Source organism: Ruegeria lacuscaerulensis, from assembly GCF_013031245.1.
In the GTDB taxonomy this organism is placed as follows: domain Bacteria; phylum Pseudomonadota; class Alphaproteobacteria; order Rhodobacterales; family Rhodobacteraceae; genus Ruegeria; species Ruegeria lacuscaerulensis_C.
This window is the reverse complement of record NZ_WPZL01000042.1, coordinates 1-22,871: the sequence shown is the minus strand read 5'-3', so window position 1 is coordinate 22,871 and position 22,871 is coordinate 1. Positions and strand designations below refer to the sequence as shown.

Sequence of the window (22,871 nt, the reverse complement as noted above, 5' to 3'; positions counted from 1 at the left end):
CCGCCGCCGCCGCTGCCACCGCCGCCGCCGCCGCCACCGCCGCCGCCGCCGCCGTTGTCGTCGCCACCGTTGTCGTCACCGCCAGCACCAAAGCCCCCGCCAGTGTTTCCGTCTTCCCCATCTCTTAGAGAAGCTGCTGTCGTCGCTGTTGGGAGGTCTGTCAGAACTGCCGCAAATGGTGGGCAGCTCTCAAGGGTACGGGCAAGAATGTCCTCGAAGTCGGCGCGGCGCTGAATATAGCGCAGCATCCTTCTATCAACGACCGTGCACTCGCAGAGGGTTTCTGTTGAAACCGACTGGCGAGCTGTATTGATATTACATTTTTCTGCTTGCGCCGCACTGGCAGAGATCAATGGAAATGTCGCAGAAATAAAAACAACAGATAATAATCGGGACTTCACGCGCATGGCGCCACTCCTTCGGAACTCGTTACTAACACTCGTCGCACTATCTGATTGTGCTACACGTTTACGTACATCAAAAGTGCCACACTTCAACCACAATTACACCCGTTTTGGGTCACAATTTCAAGGGTCGCTAACTTTAATTTAACTTTATGAAAGTCTTTAAGCTTTGGAAAACGCCCTTAAAACAAAGAGAAAGCCCGCCGAATGGGCGGGCTCTGTTTGGTGTTGTTTTTTTACGCTGGAAGCAAAATTGTCACGATTGTGGCATTGTTTCCAAAATGTGACCAAAGTCACTGTCCGCCTTAGGCCGACTTTGCCATACGTTTGCGTTCGTGCGGGTCCAGAAAGCGTTTGCGCAGGCGTACGGCGTTCGGAGTAACCTCGACCAGTTCATCATCGTCGATATACGCGATGGCCTCTTCCAGCGAAAACTGGACATGGGGCGTCAAACGAACAGCGTCATCAGATCCGCTTGCCCGAACGTTTGTCAGCTTCTTGCCTTTTAGGGGGTTCACTTCCAGATCATTGTCGCGCGAGTGCTCGCCAATCACCATACCTTGGTAAACGTCGGTCTGCGGTCCCACAAACATACGACCACGTTCTTCCAGATTCCACAGTGCGTAAGCCACGGCCTGGCCGTTCTCCATCGAAATCAGAACACCTGCGCGGCGACCCGGAATGGGGCCTTTGTGTGCAGCCCAACCGTGAAAAACCCGGTTCAAAACGCCGGTGCCGCGTGTGTCTGTCAGGAACTCTCCGTGATATCCGATCAATCCGCGTGAGGGCACATGCGCAATGATGCGGGTTTTACCGGCGCCTGCGGGGCGCATTTCGACCAGTTCACCCTTGCGTGCACCGGTAACTTTTTCGATCACTGAACCCGAGTATTCATCGTCCACGTCAATTGTGACTTCTTCAATTGGTTCGAGCCGTTGGCCGTCTTCTTCGCGGAACAGAACCTGTGGGCGTGATATGCTGAGTTCGAACCCTTCGCGGCGCATGTTTTCGATCAGAACGCCCATCTGCAATTCGCCGCGACCTGCGACCTCAAAGGCTTCACCACCGGGGGTGTCGGTGATGCGGATAGCAACGTTGGATTCGGCCTCTTTCATCAGGCGGTCGCGAATGACACGGGACTGAACCTTTTTGCCGTCGCGACCGGCCAGAGGAGAATCGTTGATGCCGAATGTTACGGTGATGGTTGGCGGATCGATCGGCTGTGCGGGCAGGGCTTCATCGACCTGAGGAGCGACCAGCGAGTCGGCCACGGTCGCCTTGCTCATGCCGGCGATGGTGACGATATCGCCGGCTTCGGCCACGTCGATGGGTTGTTGGGCCAGACCGCGGAAGGCCAGAATCTTCGACGCACGGAAGTTCTCGATCAGAGTACCGTCGCGGCTGAGCGCCTTGAGGCTGTCGCCCGCCTTCAGCGTACCGCTTTCCACGCGCCCGGTCAGGATGCGGCCGATAAACGGGTCGCTGCCCAGCGTTGTGGCCAGCATACGGAAGGGTTCATCCTTGCGGTCTGCCTGTTGCGGGGCAGGGACGTGATCGACGATCAGATCGAACAGGGCGGTGAGGTCCTTGCGTGGCCCATCCAGTTCCATATCGGCCCAGCCCGAGCGGCCCGAGGCGTACATGGCGGGGAAGTCCAGCTGATCGTCATCGGCTCCGAGATTGGCGAACAGGTCAAAACACTCATCCAGCGCGCGATCCGGTTCAGCGTCGGGTTTGTCGACCTTGTTCAACACAACGATGGGTCGCAGGCCCAGCGCCAGCGCCTTGGATGTCACGAACTTGGTCTGCGGCATTGGACCTTCGGCTGCGTCCACCAGCAGGACAACGCCGTCCACCATGCTGAGGATCCGCTCAACCTCGCCACCGAAATCGGCGTGGCCAGGGGTGTCGACGATGTTGATCCGGGTGCCTTTCCACTCGACCGAGGTGGCCTTGGCCAGAATGGTGATGCCGCGCTCACGCTCCAGATCGTTGCTGTCCATGGCGCGTTCCGCCACGGCCTGGTTTTCCCGGAACGCGCCGGATTGTTTAAGCAGCTCATCCACCAGGGTCGTTTTGCCGTGGTCCACGTGAGCGATGATTGCGATATTGCGCAGGTCCATGAGAGGTCAGCCTTTGAACGGGAAGTTGCCGCGCGCATAACGCGGCGCGACAAAATATACCAGCCCTAACCGATGATCAGTGCGTGGCAGTGCTGGAAAACAGATGAATGGTCAGGATTCCGGCCATTATCATGACAAGCCCAATGACGGCTGGCCAGTCCAGCCTTTGCCCGAAGACCACAAAGCCGATAATAGCAATTAGTAGAATGCCGAGCCCGGACCAAATTGCGTAAACAACTCCAACCGGCATGTATTTGAGCGTAAGACCTAGCAGGTAGAACGCGATACCGTAGCCAACCACAACCAGAACGGACGGCCAGAAGCGGGTGAACTGCTGGCTGGCTTGCAGGGCAGAGGTACCGATGGTTTCCGAGGCGACCGCCAGTAACAGGATCAGATAGGCTTTGGGCATTTTGACGTTCTCAATGGTTGTTGTGAGCGGTTGAGCATGAAACTGGATTTCCGGCAAGCAATATCTGGAATTCATTTAGAATCGCCCAGCCCGGTGGGTCGCTCGTGGGGTCAGGATAACCTGACTATTTTTTGATCGAAATCTGTGATAAAAACCCATTGTTTTTAAAGGTTTTTGTTTATTGAGTGAAAATGATGACGAAGTTTACGAAGTCCATCATTGTAGTTTCGGCTTTGATAGCGGCGCTGGGGTGGCTTGCTGACGGGGGGTCCGTCGACAACAACGCGGCCAAAATTGTTGATCGGTTGAATAGTACTAAGGTTTAGGCGCCCGCCGAAAATACGGAAAAAGGAGCATTCGTGCTCCTTTTTCTTTACCGCAACCTAAGTGTCTGCTTCCGCGGTGAAATACGCTGAAAGTTGTGGTCGAAGCCACGACCAAAGAAATGGCGCGCCACGCTGGATCGGTATACCTACGCGCCGTTCGATCTGCGCAAAAGTGACATCGAAATCCACCCAGGACCCTCCGCCGGTCTCAAGGTTCCCGATTGGTGTCTGAAAGCGGTCTATCGCCTTGGCAAAGCGCGCGTCGGGGGTGTCCCCAGCTTCGAATTCTTGCCACAAGGACAAGTAAGCCGTTTTCTGGTCCTCTGGCAGCAACCCAAACAATCTTTCCGCAGCCGCCTGTTCTTCGGCCTCCTGGGCTGCGTGATCAACCTGACCGTGGATGGGGTGATCGCCCGCGTCGATTTCGACAATGTCGTGCAACAGAAGCATTTTCAGAGCGCGATCAGTTGAAACGTCTGGTGTGGCGTATTCCGACAGCACCCATGCAAATAGCATAACGTGCCACGAATGCTCTGCCGAGTTCTCGAACCGTTCGCCATTAAGCAGGAGTGAGGCACGGTAGACCGACTTCAACTGATCGGTTTCCGCCAGAAAAGGAATGCGAGCGGAAAACGCGGTTTCCGCTGGCTCGCATCCTTGCAGCAGGGTACGCGCAAGCGTGAATGCTTCGGGAAACTCGGTTTCCAGATAAGCCGCGCGTCCGCCATCCAAATTGTCCTGAACGACGGTCAGGTGATCCGGATTGGGGGCAGGGGCGCAAAGGACCTGGAACATCGGTTGGCACCGATCCAGATATTTGGCGAACTTCGCATCCGGTGTCTGGTCGGCCTCGAACTCCTGCCACAGCGTCAGGAACTCTGCGGCTTGGTCTGGTGGTAGCATCCCGAATAGCTCAGCCGCCGCTGATCGCTCGGCTTGCTCAACTGCCTGCCAGTCTGTTTTCAGATGAATTGGGTGATCGCCGACGATGATTTCGACCAGATCGTGCAGCAGCAGCATGCGAATGACACGATCAATGCAAACCTCGGCACCCGCCAGAGGTTCCATTACCAGCGCCCACATGGCCAATTGCCAGCTGTGCTCTGCAGCGTTCTCAGGGCGCGACTGGTCCAGAAGGGCGTTGGCGCGATCGACCGACTTCAGCCTGTCCGCGCGTTTCAGGAATTCGATTTGCGCGGACAGTCGTTCGGTCATTGTTTTTCGATCGCTTTCATTTTTGAGCGGTGTTCGGACAGTCTTTGAATCACGAACTTGCGCGCTTGCCGTTCGGCAAGCCGTACACGAATCTCGGTCAGGAACGCCTCTTCCAACGACTGAGACGACGCACCCAAAAGCTCGCCCACTTCGACGAAGAAACGGTCATCTCCGGTCTCGTCCATCACTTTCATCGTGTCCTCTGCCAGCTTGGCTGCCAGGGAGGTGATGGTACCAGACATCAGCGAGTGTTCTCGGTCAGGCGACGTTTCACATAGTCGCTTACATCGGTGATCAGCGTATCCATGTGACGTTCCTGGAAGAAGTGGTCGGCGCCTTCCACCTCGTTATGGGTGATGGTGATGCCCTTTTGCTCGTGCAGTTTGTTGACCAGCGAGATGGTATCGGCCGGTGGTGCTACCCGGTCGGCGGATCCGTTGATAATCAGACCGGAGGACGGGCAGGGCGCCAGGAACGAAAAGTCATACATGTTTGCTGGCGGCGAGACGCTGATGAACCCGGTGATTTCCGGGCGGCGCATCAGAAGCTGCATGCCGATCCATGCCCCGAAAGAGAATCCGGCGACCCAGCAATGTTTCGAGTTGTTGTTCATCGACTGCAGATAATCCAGTGCCGATGCCGCATCGCTCAGTTCGCCTACGCCCTGGTCATATTCGCCCTGGCTGCGGCCCACGCCGCGGAAATTAAAGCGCAACACGGTGAAACCCATGTTGTAAAACGCATAGTGCAGGTTATAGACCACCTTGTTGTTCATGGTCCCGCCGAACTGAGGATGCGGATGAAGCACGATGGCGATCGGTGCGTCTTTTTCCTTTTGCGGGTGGTAGCGGCCTTCCAGGCGGCCTTCGGGTCCGGGAAAAATCACCTCGGGCATGTGTGCTTTGGTCCTGTCTTTTTCTTCTTGGCGCCGGGATATACTTGACGATATCCGTCAGGCACCTTAGAACGGTTCTAATTAAGATACTCAGCGAGAAGACGCTGTCAGTGGGAGATACGCACTGGTCGCGGCGGCGTCAATGTTTTCGCGTGAATCCAGTCATGAGGTGTGGGCAATGAAACTGTCGACCAAGGGCCGATATGCAATGGTTGCGCTGGCCGATATAGCGTTGCAGTCCACAGATGCCCTGGTGACTTTGGGTGAAATATCTGAACGACAGGATATTTCTCTGCCATATCTCGAGCAGCTTTTTGTCAAATTGCGCCGCGCAGAACTGGTAGCGTCGGTACGTGGACCGGGTGGAGGATACCGATTGGCCCGCCCGGCCTCGGAAATCCGTGTGGTCGAGGTTCTCGCGGCCGTCGACGAGACTGTCGATGCGCTGCAAAAAGGGGCGGGTGCTTCGGGTGCGTCTTCGGGAAGCAGGGCGCAATCGTTGACCAACCGGTTGTGGGAAGGTCTGAGCGCCCATGTCTATGTTTTTCTTCATCAAACGCGGCTTTCGGACGTGATAAAGAACGATTTGGCACCATGCCCGGCCGTTCCAAGTCTGTTTGCGGTGGTGGATGAATAAAGCGGTGCATCTGGTATTGGGTCCTGTGAGTAGGTTACGTATTCCTGAAAAGGTGTATCCATGAATCGTGTTTACTTGGATTATAACGCGACGGCTCCTCTGCGCCCCGAGGCCCGAGACGCGATGATCGCTGCGATGGATGTTTGCGGTAACCCGTCTTCGGTGCATGCTGAAGGGCGCGCTGCCAAGGCATTGGTCGAGCGTGCGCGTGCGCAGATTGCCGCAGCTTTCGGTGCTGACGGTGCCGACATCGTTTTTACATCCGGCTCTACCGAAGGGGCCGCGCTGACGCTGGCGGGTCGCGGTATTCACGGAGCCGCTGTTGAGCATGATGCCGTAAGATCTTGGACCGTCGAGGATTTGTCTGTTTCCCAGTCAGGGCGGGTTCAGATTCTTGAACCTGAGAATTCGACTTTGCAACTAGCCAATTCTGAAACCGGGATCATCCAACCGCTACCCAAGGGTTTGGCAGTGACGGATGCGACTCAGGCGTTTGGTAAATTGCCGGTTGCGTTCAATTGGATGGACGTGCAGATGGCGCTTATCTCGGCTCACAAATTGGGTGGGCCAAAGGGTATTGGCGCTGTAGTGATGAAACGAGGCACAGATTTGCCTGCTCAGATCAAGGGTGGCGGCCAAGAAATGGGGCGCCGGTCGGGAACCGAAAACGTTGTTGGAATAACGGGTTTCGGAGCCGCAGCTGAAGCTGCGGCCAAAGATCTTGCCAACGGTGTTTGGGAGCAGGTTGCCGAATTTAGAAATATTCTAGAAAAGGCCCTTGAGGCTGGTTCTAAATCTACTATTTTTGTCGGGAAAGATCAGGATCGACTGCCAAACACCTTGTGCTTCGCCACGCCCGGCTGGAAGGGCGAGACTCAGGTTATGCAGATGGATTTGTCGGGTTTTGCAATCAGTGCTGGCTCGGCCTGTTCCAGCGGCAAGGTTCGCGCCAGCGCGGTGTTGACTGCAATGGGATATGACGAGGTAACGGCAGCCAGCGCGATCCGCGTATCGCTGGGCCCTCGAACGAGTGAAGAGGATGTGCTGCGTTTCGCCGAAACGTGGCTGGAAAAAGAAAAGAAGCATCGCGCGCGCGCCGCGTGATCTGACGGAGGGTGTCTTATGGCCGCTTTGGACCAGACCCAGGTTAAAGAAGGTGTCGATCAGGAAACCGTGGATGCGGTACGGGAGGTCGGAACCTACAAATACGGTTGGGAAACCGAAATCGAGATGGAGTACGCGCCCAAGGGCGTGAACCCGGATATTGTTCGACTGATCTCGGAAAAGAACGAAGAGCCCGAATGGATGACCGAATGGCGTCTGGCGGCATTTGACCGCTGGACCCAGATGGACGAGCCGACCTGGGCGATGGTCCATTACCCCAAGATCGACTTTCAGGACCAGTATTACTATGCCCGTCCCAAGTCGATGGAGGAAAAACCCAAGTCTCTGGATGACGTCGATCCCAAGCTGCTCGCCACTTACGAAAAGCTTGGTATCCCTCTGAAAGAACAGATGATTCTGGCTGGTGTTGAAGGCGCCGAGGACATGCCCGCCGAGGGCCGAAAGGTGGCCGTCGACGCGGTGTTCGATTCGGTTTCCGTCGGCACAACCTTTCAGGACGAGCTGAAAAAGCACGGTGTGATCTTCTGTTCGATCTCTGAGGCGATCAAGGAACATCCCGAACTGGTCAAGAAGTACCTCGGCACTGTGGTTCCGGTCTCGGACAACTTCTACGCTACACTGAACTCTGCGGTGTTTTCGGACGGGTCCTTTGTCTATATCCCGCCGGGCGTGCGCTGCCCAATGGAACTGAGCACCTATTTCCGCATCAATGCGGAAAACACCGGTCAGTTTGAGCGCACGCTGATCATCGCCGACAAGGGCTCGTATGTGTCCTATCTGGAGGGCTGCACCGCGCCTCAGCGTGACACGGCACAGCTGCATGCTGCAGTCGTCGAAATCATCGTCGAGGAAGATGCCGAGGTGAAATACTCGACCGTTCAGAACTGGTTCCCCGGGGACGAGAACGGCAAGGGTGGCATCTACAACTTTGTGACCAAGCGCGCCGATTGCCGGGGCGACCGGTCCAAGGTGATGTGGACTCAGGTTGAGACCGGTTCGGCCGTAACATGGAAGTACCCGTCCTGCATCCTGCGCGGTGATGACAGTCAGGGCGAGTTCTACTCGATCGCCATTACCAACAATTATCAGCAGGCCGATACCGGCACCAAGATGGTTCACTTGGGCAAGAACACCAAGTCGCGGATCGTTTCCAAGGGCATCAGTGCCGGCAAGGCGCAGAATACCTATCGCGGGCTTGTGTCGATGCACCCAAAGGCCAAGAACAGCCGTAACTACACTCAGTGCGACAGCCTCTTGATCGGTGACAAGTGCGGCGCCCACACGGTGCCGTATATTGAAGTCAAGAACAATTCGAGCCGGGTCGAGCACGAGGCAACGACGTCCAAGGTGGACGACGATCAGCTGTTCTATTGCCGCCAGCGCGGTATGGATGAGGAAGAAGCCGTGGCGCTGGTCGTCAACGGTTTCTGCAAGGATGTCCTGCAGGCGTTGCCGATGGAATTTGCCATGGAAGCGCAACAGCTTGTTGCCATCTCGCTGGAAGGCTCGGTTGGCTGATGGCGCGTACGCCTCGCAAACCCATCCAGAAGGATGATGCGCTGACCTGGGCTGGTTACGCACTGCCTGTCCTGGGCGGATTGCTGGGTGTTGCCCATGTCAACATCTACCATATGGACTTCATCAACCCGGTCTGGGCGGTAGGCGGTGGAGCGATCCTTGGATGGGTTGCCGCGCGCGTGATCCGCAAAGTGTTGGGCTAGGAATTTACCGGGGCAGACGGACGCCCCTTGCGTTACGCAAAAGGACAAAAAATGCTGGAAATCAAAGACCTGCACGTGAAACTTGAGGAAGAAGAAAAGCAAATCCTCAAAGGTGTCGATCTGACTGTCGAGGCGGGAAAAGTGCACGCGATCATGGGGCCGAACGGCTCGGGCAAATCGACGCTCAGCTACGTGCTGTCGGGGCGTGACGGGTACGAAGTGACCGAAGGCACAGCCACTCTGGACGGCGAAAACCTGCTGGAGATGGAACCGGAAGAACGTGCCGCTGCCGGCGTCTTTCTCGCGTTTCAATATCCGGTCGAAATTCCGGGCGTTGGCAACATGACTTTCCTCCGCACTGCCGTGAACGCCCAACGTAAAGCGCGCGGCGAAGAAGAGTTGTCGGCGGCGGACTTCCTGAAATTGGTTCGCGCCAAGGCGAAATCGCTGAAAATCGACGCGGATATGCTCAAGCGTCCGGTGAACGTTGGGTTCTCAGGCGGTGAGAAGAAGCGCAACGAAATCCTGCAGATGGCGATGCTCGAGCCTAAGATGTGCATTCTGGACGAGACCGACTCGGGTCTGGATGTGGATGCGATGAAGCTGGTGGCCGAAGGCGTAAATGCGCTACGTGATGAAGGGCGTGGGTTCCTGGTGATCACGCACTATCAGCGCCTGCTGGACCATATCAAACCAGATGTCGTGCACATCATGGCGGATGGCCGGATCGTCAAGACCGGCGGCCCGGATCTGGCGCTTGAGGTTGAAAACAACGGCTATGCCGACATTCTGGCCGAGGTGAACTGATGGGGCTGCCCGAAGTCAAACAAACCGCGACCGAGGCGCGGCTGGCCAGCCTGGTCATGCTCGACGCCGGATGCACCCGCGCCGCGCGCGAAAACGCGCTGGCCCGTGTGCTGGAAATGGGCCTGCCGGGGCGGCGCGACGAATATTGGAAATACACGCGTCCCGACACCTTGATCTCGCCCGAGGCCCCTCGGGCGGCACTGTTCAGGTCAGATGAGTCGTTGATGTTCCATAATCTGGACCGTCTGAAAATCGTTTTCGTCGACGGCGTGTTCAGCCCGGATGAATCCGACGATCTGGCACTTGAAGGCGTCACGATCGACCGGATCGAGGATATTTGCTGCAAAGATATCCACTGGGGCAAAGAGTTGTACGGCGTTCTTGAAGCGCGAGGTCAAACCCCGGTTCAACGGCCTCTGGCGGCGCTGAACACGGCCTTTGCGGGCGATGGCGTCGCCATCCACGTGACCGGAAAGCCAAGCAAGCCGATTAGCCTGATTTATCGCCACGAATCTGAAACCTCGGATGCCATGCTGCATCACATCGTCCGTGTTGAAAGCGGGGCCGAGGTAACCATTCTTGAGAACGGCCCGGCTGCGTCCCGCTTTAACAAGTGCATGGAGATCGACATCGCCGATGGCGGTAAGCTGCATCATGTACGTGCGCAGGGTCGGGATCACGAACGTCGCGCGGCAACGCATATGTTCACGCGTCTGGGCAGGGAATCTGTCTACAAGTCGTTCACGCTGACCGTAAATGGCGTGCTGACGCGGAACGAACAGGTGATCGAACTGACCGGCGACGATGCAATTGCACATGTGGCAGGTGCGTGTGTCGGCGATGGTGATTTCCACCATGATGACACTGTCTTTGTCACTCATGACGCGGTGAACTGTGAAAGCCGTCAGGTGTTCAAGAAGGTTCTGCGCAACGGTGCGACCGGCGTGTTCCAGGGCAAGATTCTGGTTAAGGAAGGCGCACAGAAAACCGACGGTTATCAGATCAGCCAATCGCTGTTGCTGGACGATGACAGCCAGTTTCTCGCCAAGCCGGAACTAGAGATTTATGCCGATGATGTGGCCTGTTCACACGGGTCAACCTCGGGCGCGATTGATGAAACGGCCTTGTTCTACCTGCGATCCCGTGGGGTTCCATTCAAGGACGCTACCAACATGCTGACGCTGGCATTTCTGGCCGAAGCCGTGGATGAGATCGAGGACGAAGCACTGGCCAAGGCCATGGTGGACCGCCTGGAAGGCTGGCTCGCGCGGCGCAGCTGATGCCTGTCACATCGGATATCGTGGCCACATATCGGGGGCCGGGTCGCGTGGTGCGTCGGCTTCTGGATTTGGGGCAGCGTGAAGACCGGGCGCTGGTCTTTGTCATGGCGTTTTGCGTGGTGGCCTTCATTGCGCAATTGCCCAGCCTCTCACGGCGTGCGCATCTGGAAGGGTCAGAGCTGAACATGCTGATGGGCGGGGCGTTGTTGGGCACCGTCATCATCCTGCCGCTGGTCTTCTATGCCCTGGCTTTTGTGTCTTTCGCCGCATCTCGACTGGTTGGCGGGCAGGGGACAGCCTACGGAGCCCGCCTTGCCCTGTTCTGGGCGTTGCTGTCTTCGACACCGCTGGTTTTATTGAATGGCCTTGTGGCCGGTTTCATCGGACCCGGACCAACGCTTACAGTTGTAGGCCTGATTTGGCTTGCGGTTTTCCTCTGGTTCTGGCTTTCGGGTCTCAGACAGGTGCAAAGGAATCCGGAATGAACGGTGTGTCCATTGGCGATCTTGCGGTTCAGACGCTAACCAACCCAAATGAAGCGGCCCGTCGTCTGTTGGCCCTTAACCCCGGTCGCGAGGTCTTGTGGCTGGCGTTTTTCCTGGCGGTTGTGCTTAATGGTCTGGTGCAGGTCGGCATCGACCAGCTCATACCGGTGCCAGAGGGTGAGCCGATTCCACCCACGGATCCGGTGTTCCTGAATCTTGTCCGGTCTGCCGGAGCTATGTTGTTAAGTGTTGTGGCGTTCCTTTTTGTCGGGCGGTTGCTTGGGGGAACTGCGGCGTTCGATGACATTCTGATCCTGACAATCTGGTTGCAGTTTCTGCAGATTGCGGCGCTTCTGATTACGCTTATCGTCTCAATTGCCCTTCCGTTTTTGATGCTGATGTTTTTGCTCGCCACGGCGGTGCTGAGCCTTTACGTCACGCTCCACTTCCTGAATGAAGCCCATAAGTTCGGATCGCTCTGGAAATCATTCGGGGTCATTATGCTGTCTGCCCTTGTTGCAGTGCCATTTGTCCTCGCCCTGACGCCCAGCGCCCCGGTATAGGGAAAAGAAGACCATGTATGATGTGCAAAAAATCCGTTCGGACTTTCCGATTCTGTCGCGAGAGGTGAACGGCAAGCCGCTGACTTATCTGGATAACGGAGCTTCGGCCCAAAAACCTCAGGTCGTCATCGATGCGGTGACACGCGCCTATGCCGAAGAATATTCGAACGTTCATCGCGGCCTGCATTTCCTGTCCAATCTGGCGACCGAAAAATACGAAGCCGTTCGTGGCACGATCGCCCGTTTCCTGGGCGCGGCGAGTGAAAACGAAATCGTCCTGAACTCGGGTACGACCGAGGGGATCAATCTGGTTGCCTATGGTTGGGCGATGCCGCGCCTGCAGGCCGGGGATGAAATCGTCCTAAGCGTCATGGAGCATCACGCAAACATCGTTCCATGGCATTTTCTGCGCGAGCGCCAGGGCGTCGTCCTGAAATGGGTCGATTTGGATGCTGACGGCGGTTTGGACCCACAGGCTGTGATTGACGCGATCGGCTCCAAGACCAAACTGGTGGCCGTGACCCAATGTTCGAACGTGCTTGGTACAGTGGTTGACGTAAAGGCCATTACCCAAGGAGCACACGCAAGGGGCGTTCCGGTTCTGGTGGACGGCAGCCAGGGCGCCGTGCACATGCCTGTCAACGTGCAGGACATTGGGTGTGATTTCTACGCGATTACCGGCCACAAGCTCTATGGTCCGTCCGGGTCGGGTGCGATCTACATCAAGTCCGAACGTATGGCCGAGATGCGCCCCTTTATCGGGGGGGGAGACATGATCAAAGAAGTCAGCAAGGATCAAGTCATCTACAACGACCCACCGATGAAGTTCGAGGCCGGAACCCCCGGTATCGTGCAGACCATCGGCCTGGGTGTCGCGCTGGATTACATGATGGAATTGGGGATGGAGAACATCGCCGAGCATGAGGCCGGGATCCGAGACTACGCAATGCAACGGTTGACGGGTCTGAACTGGGTTCAGGTGCAGGGTACACGTCCCGACAAGGCGGCGATCTTCAGTTTCACGCTGGACGGGGCCGGACATGCGCATGATGTGTCGACGATCCTGGATAAAAAAGGCGTGGCCGTTCGCGCCGGCCATCATTGTGCGGGGCCGCTCATGGATTTCTATGGCGTAACTGCAACCTGCCGCGCCAGTTTTGGACTTTATAACACCAGAGACGAGGTCGATACGCTGATCGAGGCGCTGGAACTTGCACACGATCTGTTTGCGTGAATGCCAGTTCATCTATGCAGATTTGCAGTTGCACACGGATCGGAACAAGGATAGCTAACGGCCAAGGCACCTGTAGCTCAGCTGGATAGAGCGCTGCCCTCCGAAGGCAGAGGCCAGAGGTTCGAATCCTCTCAGGTGCGCCATCTCACATTTTTCACTACAGAATTCACCTAACACCTTGAATGGGAAGGTTAAATTAGGTGTTCGAAGTCCTTGATTCCGGCAGTACGGTAGAGGCTCCGAAAATGCCAGTCTGAGCACCGTTTTCTTGAGCGCCAAATCGGCATTTTTCCAAATACTCCAAGGGTTTGAGAGAAATCGCATAGCGTGTTCGAACGACTCCTCCAAGGTCATGCGTGGTTTGACCCCGTTTGTCAGTTTTTCGGCGAATAATGCCTTCTCACGTTCCAGTTTGGCGATCCGTTTCTCGTAAGCGCCGACAACCGAGTCATTGGTTGCGTCCACGATCCGGTCGAGTAAGCGATCAATATCCTTCTCGACACGCTTGATCTCCGTTCTGAGCGTGTGTGCGTCCTCAGCAGCCTTGCCTTGCCGCATTTCCCATGCGTCCTTGAACATGGCCTTCACGAGCTCGTAGAAGCTTCTGGAGGGCTCTATACGCTCAAGCAGGCCTTCGAATGCGCCTTCAAGCTCGTCGCGCTTGATGGACTTCCTGTAGCTTTTGCAGCCTTTTGTCGGGCATAGATAGTATGGATATTTCAGTTTTTTGCCCTTCGACCAGCAGGCCGTCAGGGGCTTGCCACAGTCATTACACAGGATGAAACCGCGCAACGGAAAATCCGCATTGATGTCTTTTCGCGCCGGAGCTTTGGCATTGCCCCTGAGACGATTTTGGATGTGCTCGAAGGTTTGTAAGCTGATTAGCCCTTCGTGGTGACCTTTGCGCAGGCTGACGCCCCAATTCGGGACTTCGATATATCCGGCGTAGATCGGGCGAGTCAGGATATCGAGGATTCTCTGGTTACGGATTTCGCCGTTCGGCAGGTCTTTCGGATAGGCCGGTTGCCGTTCCAAAAACCGTTTTACCTCAACCTGTGTTTCGAACCGTCCAGAGGCATAACCTTCAAGGGCTTCTTGCAGGATCGAGGCGTAAGGCTCGTTTCGAACAAGCAAGTTGCCGTGGCCGCTTACACGTTCGTATTTATAGCCAATAGGGGCTTGAAACACCCAATAGCCGTTCAGCGTGCGGGCACGCATACGGTTCTTGGTTTGCTCGCTGTTTTTCTCGCGCTGATGCTGCGAGACAGACGCCAGCATGTTTTCGATCAAGATGGAATCGCTGTCTTCACCGAACTCGATACTGAGGCTTTTGATCGTTCCGCCCGCTTCTTCAACTAATTCGCGGAGTTTGAAATGTGTTCTGACATCGCGGGCGATGCGGCTGATATCGTCGATAATCAGGACGGGGGTTTGTTTACGGTGCTTCCGCAGCCATGACAGCAGTTCCGTAATTCCTGGGCGTTCTACCAGCTTACCGGTCACATCGTCCGTGAAAACCTCTTGTACAACATAGCCCTTGTAGTCCGCATACTCACGGCAGCGACTTTCCTGCGAACCAAGCCCGTCACCACGCTTGGTCTGGGCTTTTGAGGACACACGGCAGTAAAGGACTGCCGGTGATCCTCTCTCGGGTTCAACCTGTCTTTGCGCAAAGTTCATTTAACCTCCAATCCACACGCCGGGTCATGCGGACTCTCGCGCGTGTCTTCTTGTTCTTCTTTTGATCTCCTTTCATTGGAATCCGTTTGGGGCGCGCAATCAAGTTCTTCATGGGGTTTTCCACAGGCTTGTTGGGGCGGATGCACGCCAAACCCAAGCTCAACGAACGCCACCACAATCGAATACATGGCTTGCAGGAAAGCCTCTTTCTGCTCGGCGCTCATGCCCGACCCGCCGAGATAGGCCTGGTACTTCTCGATGTCGATGGTGACGCGGCGCTGTGCCGATTTAATAAAGCTATCGGTCAGAGTCTTTCCATTTTGTATCGTTACATCGTGCTTCATGGCTCTTTCCTCATGGGGCCAATTTGGTAGGCCCATCATTTCAGTATACAACCCACAGTTGCATTTTAGCAAAAATTCAATTTTAAGTTTGCACTCACATCAGTGAACCAAATGCGGCTGTTCCGCCGCTGTCACCGGCTTTGGCGGGGGCGTATCGAGAGTCTTGAGGGGCTCGGTTTGGGTCAGCAAATCGTCAAGCCGCATCTTGAACACCAGCGCCCGTGTCTCGTCCCCAAAGATGCTCGCAAGGCGCAGACACCCGCCATCATGCAGGATCACAACATCATGCCCTGTCGGGTGATTGGCGATGATGCGCACTTCGCGGATGGCGCTGCGCTCAATGGTCTTGCCGAAGCTCAGCACGCGCCGCCGCGCGGTCAGGGTTTCTGGCCGCACGGTGATCCAGACGCTCTCGCGGTCCGTCAGCCAGCAATAAAGACGGAACAGGAAACTGTCCTGAAAAACCCAGACCGCGATCAAGAAGACGAACGCGATGAACCAGCCGCGCAGGTTCTCAAGCGGCACATCAAACGAGCGTGCCTGCACAACCGCCACAAGCTGGTCTCCGGCGTTGATCAAGGCAACAACGCCATACTCGAACAGCTCGATGAAGAAATTGGCTTGCGGGTCTTGCGTTGCTTCCGGTGCGTAATGGTCGATCAATATCCAGATCGCCCCGATCAGCCCCAGCAAGCGCATGCCCAGCTTCAACTCATATCCGCTGGACGGACGCAGATGCGCGGCCCTGAACACCTTGTTTGTTCCATAGTCGATCACACGCGGATCGCCGCGCAATCGGGCCAGTATGCTTTTAAACAGTTCCATGCTTTGCCTCTTGCTCTTTGTTATGGATGTTCAACGGTTCAGACCGAGCTGCCTGCGCAGCACGTTCCAGTTCACGGGGATCATGGTGATCACGGGGCAGTTCCAGCGCTCGCCGAGCTGACCGCGCAAGCCTTGCACGCCGTAGTAATTGCACTCGTAGCAGCGCTGCCCTGGCGTTCCGACACCGCCGCAGCGGTAATAGACCAGCAAGTGCGGCGTGCCGAAGCTTAGCACCAATGCGGCCACCGCCGCCGGAGCCCAAGTGATGCGGCGCGGCTTGGCAATCCACCACGCAGCGCGGGCCACAGCACGCCATGTGCCGTTGGAAGGCGCGGTGGGAATGTCAGCCCTGCGCCGCTTCTGCCACCAGCGGCGGATAGGAGCCTTGCGGCTCTGGATTTCAACCGTGATCTTGCTCATAGGGACTTGCCTCCGCTCTTGTAGCGCAGCCGGATCACGGGCGTTCCGTTGCGCGGGTGATCGCCTTCCATCGGGTTCGGATCGGCCCAGTCCCGCCACGGGGCAACGTCCCAGTAGCGAATTTTCTCGCAGATGATGGGCGGCGCAGAGTTCACGAAAAGAAGTTGCTGCCCGTCCGGCATGGCGTGAATGTCCTGCGGCAGCAGAAGCGGTACACCGCGTTCGCTGACGCTGACGCCGATCTCGTCCGTCTCATCGCGGCCAAGATTGTAGTTGCGCGTGATGATCGACCGCTCGCCCATGAGCTTTGAGAGCCGCACGGCAAGTTCACCATCCTGCACCGCGAAGAACTGTTTCACCTCGGATTGGCTCAGGATGATGTTCGCGGTCTCGCGCCCATAGACCTGATGCAGATGCGAGAGGTCCTGCACGATGGCCCAGACCCGTACGCCATATCCTGGCAACAGGGTGAGCGCTTCGGCCAGCCCCGTGATCTTGCCCATATTGGCGAACTCATCAAGCAGGAACAGAACTTGCCTCTCGCCGCGCTGCCTGACCACTGCATTGATGGCCTGCCGCGTAATCAAGGCCAGCCATACGCCATATTCGGCAATGCGCTCGGCGGGGATCATCACATAGACCGTCGTGTCTTCGGCCTTGAGGTCATCAAAGTTTATGTCCGTGTGGGAAACGGCATCGGCCAGCTTCCCACCAGGGCGGAAGATTTGCAGGGCGTTCGACACGGTGGTCCTGAAATCCGAAAACTGACTGCCGGAACTTTCGAATTGGTGCAGGAACTCCTGACCGTAACCGGACACGATACCGTCCAGCGCATCCGACTTCGCCATGTCACGGAACGCCATTTCCAGCATGCCGGTACTTTTGACGAGCCGCCAGAGATACGGCAGCGTGCAGCGCAAAGGCCGGTCGAGCGTAACCAGATACAGGATCAGTCCTTCGAGCAGGTTGCGGGCGGCATCCCTGAAATACTGGTTCTTGTCACCGCCGACAGGTTCGGGGATGAGGAGCAAGGCCAGTGCTCGTACAGCATCGCCAAGCTCATGATGACGCAGCGGGTCGCGGAACATCTCCATAAGCGGCGACAGCGGGTTGAACCGGCTTTGCGGCAGACCGTGCAAATGCCAAGGGTTCAGAAAGAAAATCTTGTGCCCGAACCGCTCGCGGCGATGGTGCGCGGTTACAGCAGCAAGCTCGCCCTTGGGATCGGTCACAAACACCGACCCCACATAGTGCAGCAGGTTCGGGATCACGACGCACGTGCCTTTGCCCTGACGGGCGGGGGCAATGGTGACTAGATGCGCTTTCCCATTGAAGAACAGCGGCACGCCTTTCAGTGCGCCGAGAAACAGCCCAAGCGGGTCGGTCAGTCCGGCATCGGCGCAATCCCGTAAATCTGCAAGCCGTGCCTTGCCGAAGATACCGGTGGGGGTTTCTGCCCGCTTACGCTCGATACCCAGCATGACCATGCGGAAAGCATCGAAGACCCCGTACAGGATCGACCAAAGCCCTGCCAGAAACAGCAAGCCCAGCATGAACGCCGCCACCGGATCATGCAGCGCATTCATCGCCGCCATCAGTTGCCATGTGCCATAGGCAATCAGGGAACCGATAACGAACCGGCCAAAGGGATTGGGTTTGCTTTGATGCCGCATGTACTACTGTAAAGTATTCCCAAGGACTTTTTTCAACTTGAGAATTTGTCAACGGTTCGTGATCGAATTTTCGCGGTCAGTCTGGCCACGACTTCGCTACGACACTACTCGATCCGGACGCCCTCGAAGTTGTGCAGGTGCGTGAAGAAACCGAGCAGGTCGATATGCCCGTGCTTTTGCCTTTTTCGATTAGCGATGATTTCTACGGCTGGCAGACTGATTGCGAGTTCTCAAGGTGGCTTGACTCAAGTATTCTCTGTTGCAACGCTATGATATTCTGACAAAACGCAATTTACGCAGTTGGTTGGTTTTGAAATGGACGATCCGGAACAAAACGCACCTGGTAGGGCGTGGCGCGGTATCTTGGGGGTACTTGCGGCAGCAATAGAGTTTTTTGTTTTGCTGGGAGTGGTGGTCGGATTTGGGCAACTGAAACGTCAGCTTTCTGCATTTCACGCCCCCGATCACATTTTGTCATCACTGTCGATTACAAAGGAAGTCCTGTTTTGGATAGATGTGGCGTTTCTGTTTGTTAACATGGCGTTATCCTTTTTTATCGCGTTTATTCTAGGGAGCGTTGGCGAAATCTTCACAATGTTAAAGAACTTCATTGTTGACACTGTACTTTCTGTGGGCTGGATGGCGACTTTGTCTGTTCTATTCGCTCTTATGTACACATCTGTAACTCAATGGGATATCCTTGGTGACGCCGGTAAGAAGAAAGATGTTTTACAGAATATATCTTTTGTTTTCTATTATTTAGGACTTGTTGGGTTCGCATCATTGACTCTGATTGCGATTTACAACTCAGGTAAAAGCAGGTATAGTATTATCCGTCCACATCTGGCACGTGGCAGGTTATTACGCTAAAGAGACAAGATGGAACCGAAAGAGAACACGCGAGATCAATATCGCCCTGCAAAAACTTCGTTTTTGGAGGAGTTTTCTTTTGCCGCTCAGGGGATTGTTGCCCCATTGGCAATCATAGCAAAAGTTCTGATGGGTCGATCACTCAAAAGTGCCTTTTGGGATACTGTTGATAGAGATGAATTCGTGAAGTCGAAGCGCGGTTGCCCAAGCAATGGTGGTTCGTCCGGAGCCACGGAAGTTGCAACGAACGGACCTGGCTCGAGGTGGTAATCCTGCCAGCGGCGTTCAAATCCGAAACCACGGAGCGATGCCCTACCGCCAAAACAAAAAGGCGCGGCCTCACAGGGCAGGGCCTTTTTCTGTTCAAGTGCCGGACGTGAAAATCCCATGCAGGCTTCGCTCACCTTTCGTAAAAACTAACCGAACACGCCCCGTTCTGGATTATTGCCATAGGGTCGTTACCGGTCGGCTCATTCGGCGGTGCGTTTCCCCCGTAGTGCAGCACAGCTAGCTGGCCGTCACTCAAGACGCGAAAACCCACATAAGTCACCGGATCAGCGCCGCAATCCTTGAACGCTTCACCTTCTGGATTGACGAGTTGAAAGACGCTCCCCCCATCGCGCACCGGAGCAAGCCCAGCCTTCATTCCTTCCGCATAGGTCACGCGGTCGGTTTGTACGGTCAATGCTCCCCAAAATAACGTGGTCTTGCTGAATGGTTGCCATGTGCCGATGAAACTGTCCTCGGCGCGCAGTTGAACAGGCAATAGAACGGCCATTAAAGCCACGAATGCAATTACTCTCGCCATCGGTCAAATATCCTTCTACAAATACCCCGTCACTGTAGCACAACCTTTGCTGCATCGCACCAAATCCACCCCTTAGAGCGCCCGCAAGCTGTGTTCTGTCCTACATATTCAGTGACCTGAAAACGACAAAACGAGCTTGGCAAGGGAACCCGCTGCGCGTTCCCGTTGCATCCCTCCGGCGGTGGCTCGTCCAGGGTATTGAACCCATTCCAGAGCCAGTAGACCGTGTCGCCGGTCAATCACTCGCAGGGCTTGGAGAAGTGCCCCTCCACCTGCACCGAACCATGCACGAACGTCTGGCCGTCCGATCACCAATCAGGGGAGCGTTCCTGCTGCCCCCGATACCCCCATGACCATTTCATGGAGACGACTTCATCGAGACCAGGAAGGGAGCATTCGCGCTGCCCTTACCTTGGATCCAACCCATCGACCAATGAGCCTTCGAGCCCCTTGGAACCCTGACCAACCCTGCGCGGATTGGATGCCGCCATCTTGCCGAAGATGGATCACGCATTTGATCGTTTCATGGCCGTGTGGATATCTCAGTATTTTGCGTGGGCAGGACGTGCAGTACACAAACAGCCCTGCTACGGTTGCAGCAAAAAGTATCGGGAATCGTTGAGCAGTGAACGCAGTCGAAATTGAAGAAGCAATATCCGCCCTGGCCGAGCAACCGTTCGATGCCGAGGAGTTCCCGTTCGCTTTTCTGGAAGCGTTCGGCAATAAGGCGACCACGATCAAGCGGCTTCGCTCTGGTGCATCGAACAAGTCTGACATCGGCGGCGTCCTTCAAACAAACCATATCCACATAAAGGTTTGCGCCGAGGGTCAGGTGTCCGAAACGGTCCGCGAGTTGCGCGACAGTCCTGCGACCAAGAATGCCCGCAATCGCGTGAAGTTCCTCCTCGCCACAGATGGCATCACGCTGGAAGCCGAAGACCTTGTGTCTGACGTGCCGCCGATCGTCACGCCGTTCGAGGAGTTTCCCGACCATTTCGGTTTCTTCTTGCCCCTCGCCGGTATCTCGACCGTCAAGCAAATCCGCGAGAGTGCATTCGACATCAAAGCCACGGGACGGCTCAATCGGCTCTATGTCGAACTCCTGAAGGACAACCCCGGATGGGGAACGTCCGAACGCCGTCACGACATGAATCACTTTATGGCGCGATTGATCTTCTGCTTCTTTGCCGAGGACACCGAAATCTTCGAGAAGCAAGACCAGTTCACAGCCACGATCGAGCAGATGAGCGCACCCGACAGCTCAAACACCCATGAAGTGATCAGCACGCTCTTTCTCGCCATGAACACGAAGGCGGCGGATCGCGACACCGCAGGTTTGCCGCGATGGGCCAGCGGCTTGCCGTATGTGAACGGTGGGCTATTCTCTGAAAGCGTGGACGTGCCGCGCTTTAGCAAGATCGCGCGCTCCTACCTTCTTCACATCGGTAATCTCGACTGGAAGAAGATCAACCCTGACATCTTCGGCTCGATGATCCAGGCCGTCGCCGACGATGACGAGCGCGGTGCGTTGGGGATGCACTACACAAGCGTTCCGAACATCCTCAAGGTGCTCAACCCACTATTTCTCGACGACCTGCGTGAGAAGCTTGAGGAGGCTGGCAATAACTCACGCAAGCTTCTTAACCTGCGCAATCGCATGGCAAAAATCAGGGTATTCGATCCGGCTTGTGGCTCTGGGAACTTCCTTGTTATCGCTTACAAGGAAATGCGTGCCATTGAGGCCGAAATAAACGATCGGCGCGACGAGACAGATCGGCGCTCAGAAATCCCACTGACCAATTTCAGAGGAATAGAAATTAATGATTTTCCAGCGGAGATAGCTCGACTAGCATTAATTATTGCTGAGTATCAGTGCGATGTTCTTTATCGCGGACAGCGCGAAGCGCTCCGAGACTTCCTGCCGCTAGACGCCATGAATTGGATCGCCTGCGACAATGCCCTTCGCATTGACTGGTTGAGCATGTGCCCACCTACTAGCAGGGATGTCCGGCTGATCGGAGACGACTTGTTTTCCCCTTCAAAGAGTCAGCCAGAGATCGATTTTCAGAATGAGGGCGGAGAGACCTACATCTGTGGAAATCCACCTTACTTGGGATCAAAAAAGAAAACGAAAGATCAGGTCGAGGACATGGTTGCGGTGGGCTTAGGTGATGCAAAGCTCCTCGACTACGTTGCCGCCTTTATCGCGAAAGCGGCAGACTATGTACGCGCGGCCTCCGGTGACTTCGCTTTAGTTGCCACTAGCTCGATTTGTCAGGGCGAACAAGTTTGTCTTTTATGGCCGCGAATATTGAGCGATCTGACAATCAAATTTGCATATCGCCCATTTCAGTGGTCCAACTTGGCCTCCAACAACGCTGGCGTCTGGTGTACAATTGTTGGGATTGGAACCAGAGGAATAACTAATCCTGTATTGATTGATGGAAATAAAAAAAAGGACTGTTCATCCATCTCGCCTTACCTAATTGAAGGCTTGCCAGTATATGTCTACCCTAGAAAAGCGCCCATTTCTGATCTCAAACCAATGTATATGGGTAGCAACCCGGTCGATGGGAAAAGGCTAATATTCGAGCGACAGGATTGGGAAAAAATAGTTGATCTTGAGCCGGAATCTGCACGGTTTTTCCGAAGATACGGTGGAACCGAAGAAATCATTAAAAAGCCGAACCGCTATTGTCTATGGGTGGAGGATGCTGAGCTGGAGAATGCCAAGGGGTTCTCTGCCATTGCAAATGCAATCGAAAGCTGTCGCTCATATCGCGAAACTGCCGGTCAAGATGCTCGAAGAGTTGCCAAGTACCCTCACAGGTTTTCTCGTTCAACTTTTCGAGATGCACCTGCACTTCATGTCGGTAGCGCGATTGGGAACAAATTTGCATTCCTGCCGGTCATCCTGAGAGAGGGTGGCTTTGTAAGCAATCACACCGCGTTTACAGTATATGAGCCCGTGATCAGCCCCACTTGTGTGGTCCAATTTGATTGTTAGTGCATGATTGGCCTTTG

At 55.6% G+C, this 22,871-nt stretch carries 22 protein-coding genes, 1 tRNA gene and 1 pseudogene; 12 read left to right on the top strand and 12 right to left on the bottom strand.

The annotated features are described in order from the left end of the window. From GOX66_RS25665 to GOX66_RS23175, 6 genes are all read right to left on the bottom strand, one after another. A partial coding sequence (locus GOX66_RS25665; RefSeq protein WP_214652762.1) for a hypothetical protein occupies positions 1–407 on the bottom strand: 407 nt, incomplete at its 3' end. A 302-nt stretch (positions 408–709) separates the two neighbouring features. After that, a complete protein-coding gene (gene typA / locus GOX66_RS23195) occupies positions 710–2,527 on the bottom strand; it encodes a translational GTPase TypA (protein ID WP_170765937.1) in 1,818 nt (605 codons plus the stop codon). 76 nt (positions 2,528–2,603) lie between these two features. Beyond that, positions 2,604–2,939 carry a DMT family transporter gene (locus tag GOX66_RS23190; RefSeq protein WP_170765935.1) on the bottom strand — a complete coding sequence of 112 codons (336 nt, stop codon included), beginning with the start codon at positions 2,937–2,939 and terminating at the stop codon, positions 2,604–2,606. A 383-nt stretch (positions 2,940–3,322) separates the two neighbouring features. After that, complete coding sequence (locus GOX66_RS23185; RefSeq protein WP_170765934.1) at positions 3,323–4,480, bottom strand: HD domain-containing protein; 1,158 nt, start codon at positions 4,478–4,480, stop codon at positions 3,323–3,325. Beyond that, complete coding sequence (locus GOX66_RS23180) at positions 4,477–4,722, bottom strand: hypothetical protein (RefSeq protein WP_170765932.1); 246 nt, start codon at positions 4,720–4,722, stop codon at positions 4,477–4,479. The genes GOX66_RS23185 and GOX66_RS23180 overlap by 4 nt, the downstream gene beginning before the upstream one ends. Continuing rightward, on the bottom strand, positions 4,722–5,375 hold the full coding sequence (locus tag GOX66_RS23175) for an alpha/beta hydrolase (RefSeq protein ID WP_170765930.1): 654 nt from the start codon (positions 5,373–5,375) through the stop codon (positions 4,722–4,724). The genes GOX66_RS23180 and GOX66_RS23175 overlap by 1 nt, the downstream gene beginning before the upstream one ends. Positions 5,376–5,553: 178 nt before the next feature. On the opposite strand from GOX66_RS23175, the gene iscR reads away from it, so the two are divergent. The 10 genes from iscR (at position 5,554) to GOX66_RS23125 (ending at position 13,370) form a co-directional block, all read left to right on the top strand. Further along, positions 5,554–6,012, top strand: coding sequence for a Fe-S cluster assembly transcriptional regulator IscR (gene iscR / locus GOX66_RS23170; protein WP_170765928.1), 459 nt, complete (start codon positions 5,554–5,556; stop codon positions 6,010–6,012). Between the two features lie 60 nt (positions 6,013–6,072). Then, positions 6,073–7,116, top strand: coding sequence for a cysteine desulfurase family protein (locus GOX66_RS23165; RefSeq protein WP_170765926.1), 1,044 nt, complete (start codon positions 6,073–6,075; stop codon positions 7,114–7,116). 18 nt (positions 7,117–7,134) lie between these two features. Then, complete coding sequence (sufB, locus tag GOX66_RS23160; RefSeq protein WP_170765908.1) at positions 7,135–8,655, top strand: Fe-S cluster assembly protein SufB; 1,521 nt, start codon at positions 7,135–7,137, stop codon at positions 8,653–8,655. Further along, positions 8,655–8,858 carry a hypothetical protein gene (locus GOX66_RS23155; protein WP_170765906.1) on the top strand — a complete coding sequence of 68 codons (204 nt, stop codon included), beginning with the start codon at positions 8,655–8,657 and terminating at the stop codon, positions 8,856–8,858. Before sufB ends, GOX66_RS23155 begins: the two co-directional genes overlap by 1 nt. A gap of 51 nt (positions 8,859–8,909) precedes the next feature. Continuing rightward, entirely contained in the window at positions 8,910–9,665 is a 756-nt protein-coding gene (gene sufC / locus GOX66_RS23150) for a Fe-S cluster assembly ATPase SufC (RefSeq protein WP_170765904.1), read from the top strand. Continuing rightward, complete coding sequence (gene sufD, locus GOX66_RS23145) at positions 9,665–10,945, top strand: Fe-S cluster assembly protein SufD (protein WP_170765902.1); 1,281 nt, start codon at positions 9,665–9,667, stop codon at positions 10,943–10,945. Before sufC ends, sufD begins: the two co-directional genes overlap by 1 nt. Continuing rightward, entirely contained in the window at positions 10,945–11,430 is a 486-nt protein-coding gene (locus GOX66_RS23140; protein ID WP_170765900.1) for a YIP1 family protein, read from the top strand. Before sufD ends, GOX66_RS23140 begins: the two co-directional genes overlap by 1 nt. Beyond that, the gene (locus tag GOX66_RS23135) at positions 11,427–11,993 is read left to right on the top strand and encodes a Yip1 family protein (protein ID WP_170765898.1); all 567 of its coding nucleotides are present in this window, start codon (positions 11,427–11,429) and stop codon (positions 11,991–11,993) included. Before GOX66_RS23140 ends, GOX66_RS23135 begins: the two co-directional genes overlap by 4 nt. A gap of 13 nt (positions 11,994–12,006) precedes the next feature. Then, entirely contained in the window at positions 12,007–13,227 is a 1,221-nt protein-coding gene (locus GOX66_RS23130) for a cysteine desulfurase (RefSeq protein WP_170765896.1), read from the top strand. Positions 13,228–13,293: 66 nt separating this feature from the next. Continuing rightward, positions 13,294–13,370 (top strand) — tRNA-Arg (locus tag GOX66_RS23125). Between the two features lie 502 nt (positions 13,371–13,872). Here GOX66_RS23125 and GOX66_RS23120 read toward each other — a convergent pair. The 5 genes and pseudogenes from GOX66_RS23120 to GOX66_RS23100 all read right to left on the bottom strand — a co-directional run. Then, positions 13,873–14,907 (bottom strand): annotated as a pseudogene (locus GOX66_RS23120) (recombinase family protein); the annotation flags it as partial. Next, a complete protein-coding gene (locus GOX66_RS23115; protein WP_170765894.1) occupies positions 14,904–15,251 on the bottom strand; it encodes a hypothetical protein in 348 nt (115 codons plus the stop codon). The pseudogene GOX66_RS23120 and the gene GOX66_RS23115, both read right to left, overlap by 4 nt. A gap of 99 nt (positions 15,252–15,350) precedes the next feature. Beyond that, positions 15,351–16,076, bottom strand: coding sequence for a hypothetical protein (locus tag GOX66_RS23110; protein WP_170765892.1), 726 nt, complete (start codon positions 16,074–16,076; stop codon positions 15,351–15,353). 30 nt (positions 16,077–16,106) lie between these two features. After that, on the bottom strand, positions 16,107–16,496 hold the full coding sequence (locus GOX66_RS23105; RefSeq protein ID WP_170765890.1) for a hypothetical protein: 390 nt from the start codon (positions 16,494–16,496) through the stop codon (positions 16,107–16,109). Further along, positions 16,493–18,169, bottom strand: coding sequence for a type IV secretory system conjugative DNA transfer family protein (locus GOX66_RS23100; protein ID WP_170765889.1), 1,677 nt, complete (start codon positions 18,167–18,169; stop codon positions 16,493–16,495). The genes GOX66_RS23105 and GOX66_RS23100 overlap by 4 nt, the downstream gene beginning before the upstream one ends. A 315-nt stretch (positions 18,170–18,484) precedes the next feature. Here GOX66_RS23100 and GOX66_RS23095 point away from each other — a divergent pair, with 315 nt between their 5' ends. Next, complete coding sequence (locus tag GOX66_RS23095) at positions 18,485–19,039, top strand: hypothetical protein (RefSeq protein WP_170765887.1); 555 nt, start codon at positions 18,485–18,487, stop codon at positions 19,037–19,039. Positions 19,040–19,439: 400 nt separating this feature from the next. Here GOX66_RS23095 and GOX66_RS23090 read toward each other — a convergent pair whose 3' ends face one another. Beyond that, positions 19,440–19,847 (bottom strand): hypothetical protein, encoded by a 408-nt coding sequence (locus GOX66_RS23090; RefSeq protein WP_170765885.1) that lies wholly within the window; start codon positions 19,845–19,847, stop codon positions 19,440–19,442. 625 nt (positions 19,848–20,472) lie between these two features. Here GOX66_RS23090 and GOX66_RS23085 point away from each other — a divergent pair. Continuing rightward, a complete protein-coding gene (locus tag GOX66_RS23085) occupies positions 20,473–22,854 on the top strand; it encodes a class I SAM-dependent DNA methyltransferase (RefSeq protein WP_170765882.1) in 2,382 nt (793 codons plus the stop codon). The last annotated feature ends 17 nt before the right edge of the window (positions 22,855–22,871 follow it).

Coding starts and splice junctions, on each gene's coding strand:
- typA (WP_170765937.1), bottom strand. CDS start 2,527: ATGGACCTGCGCAATATCGCAATCATCGCTCACGTGGACCACGGCAAA.
- GOX66_RS23190 (WP_170765935.1), bottom strand. CDS start 2,939: ATGCCCAAAGCCTATCTGATCCTGTTACTGGCGGTCGCCTCGGAAACC.
- GOX66_RS23185 (WP_170765934.1), bottom strand. CDS start 4,480: ATGACCGAACGACTGTCCGCGCAAATCGAATTCCTGAAACGCGCGGAC.
- GOX66_RS23180 (WP_170765932.1), bottom strand. CDS start 4,722: ATGTCTGGTACCATCACCTCCCTGGCAGCCAAGCTGGCAGAGGACACG.
- GOX66_RS23175 (WP_170765930.1), bottom strand. CDS start 5,375: ATGCCCGAGGTGATTTTTCCCGGACCCGAAGGCCGCCTGGAAGGCCGC.
- iscR (WP_170765928.1), top strand. CDS start 5,554: ATGAAACTGTCGACCAAGGGCCGATATGCAATGGTTGCGCTGGCCGAT.
- GOX66_RS23165 (WP_170765926.1), top strand. CDS start 6,073: ATGAATCGTGTTTACTTGGATTATAACGCGACGGCTCCTCTGCGCCCC.
- sufB (WP_170765908.1), top strand. CDS start 7,135: ATGGCCGCTTTGGACCAGACCCAGGTTAAAGAAGGTGTCGATCAGGAA.
- GOX66_RS23155 (WP_170765906.1), top strand. CDS start 8,655: ATGGCGCGTACGCCTCGCAAACCCATCCAGAAGGATGATGCGCTGACC.
- sufC (WP_170765904.1), top strand. CDS start 8,910: ATGCTGGAAATCAAAGACCTGCACGTGAAACTTGAGGAAGAAGAAAAG.
- sufD (WP_170765902.1), top strand. CDS start 9,665: ATGGGGCTGCCCGAAGTCAAACAAACCGCGACCGAGGCGCGGCTGGCC.
- GOX66_RS23140 (WP_170765900.1), top strand. CDS start 10,945: ATGCCTGTCACATCGGATATCGTGGCCACATATCGGGGGCCGGGTCGC.
- GOX66_RS23135 (WP_170765898.1), top strand. CDS start 11,427: ATGAACGGTGTGTCCATTGGCGATCTTGCGGTTCAGACGCTAACCAAC.
- GOX66_RS23130 (WP_170765896.1), top strand. CDS start 12,007: ATGTATGATGTGCAAAAAATCCGTTCGGACTTTCCGATTCTGTCGCGA.
- GOX66_RS23115 (WP_170765894.1), bottom strand. CDS start 15,251: ATGAAGCACGATGTAACGATACAAAATGGAAAGACTCTGACCGATAGC.
- GOX66_RS23110 (WP_170765892.1), bottom strand. CDS start 16,076: ATGGAACTGTTTAAAAGCATACTGGCCCGATTGCGCGGCGATCCGCGT.
- GOX66_RS23105 (WP_170765890.1), bottom strand. CDS start 16,496: ATGAGCAAGATCACGGTTGAAATCCAGAGCCGCAAGGCTCCTATCCGC.
- GOX66_RS23100 (WP_170765889.1), bottom strand. CDS start 18,169: ATGCGGCATCAAAGCAAACCCAATCCCTTTGGCCGGTTCGTTATCGGT.
- GOX66_RS23095 (WP_170765887.1), top strand. CDS start 18,485: ATGGACGATCCGGAACAAAACGCACCTGGTAGGGCGTGGCGCGGTATC.
- GOX66_RS23090 (WP_170765885.1), bottom strand. CDS start 19,847: ATGGCGAGAGTAATTGCATTCGTGGCTTTAATGGCCGTTCTATTGCCT.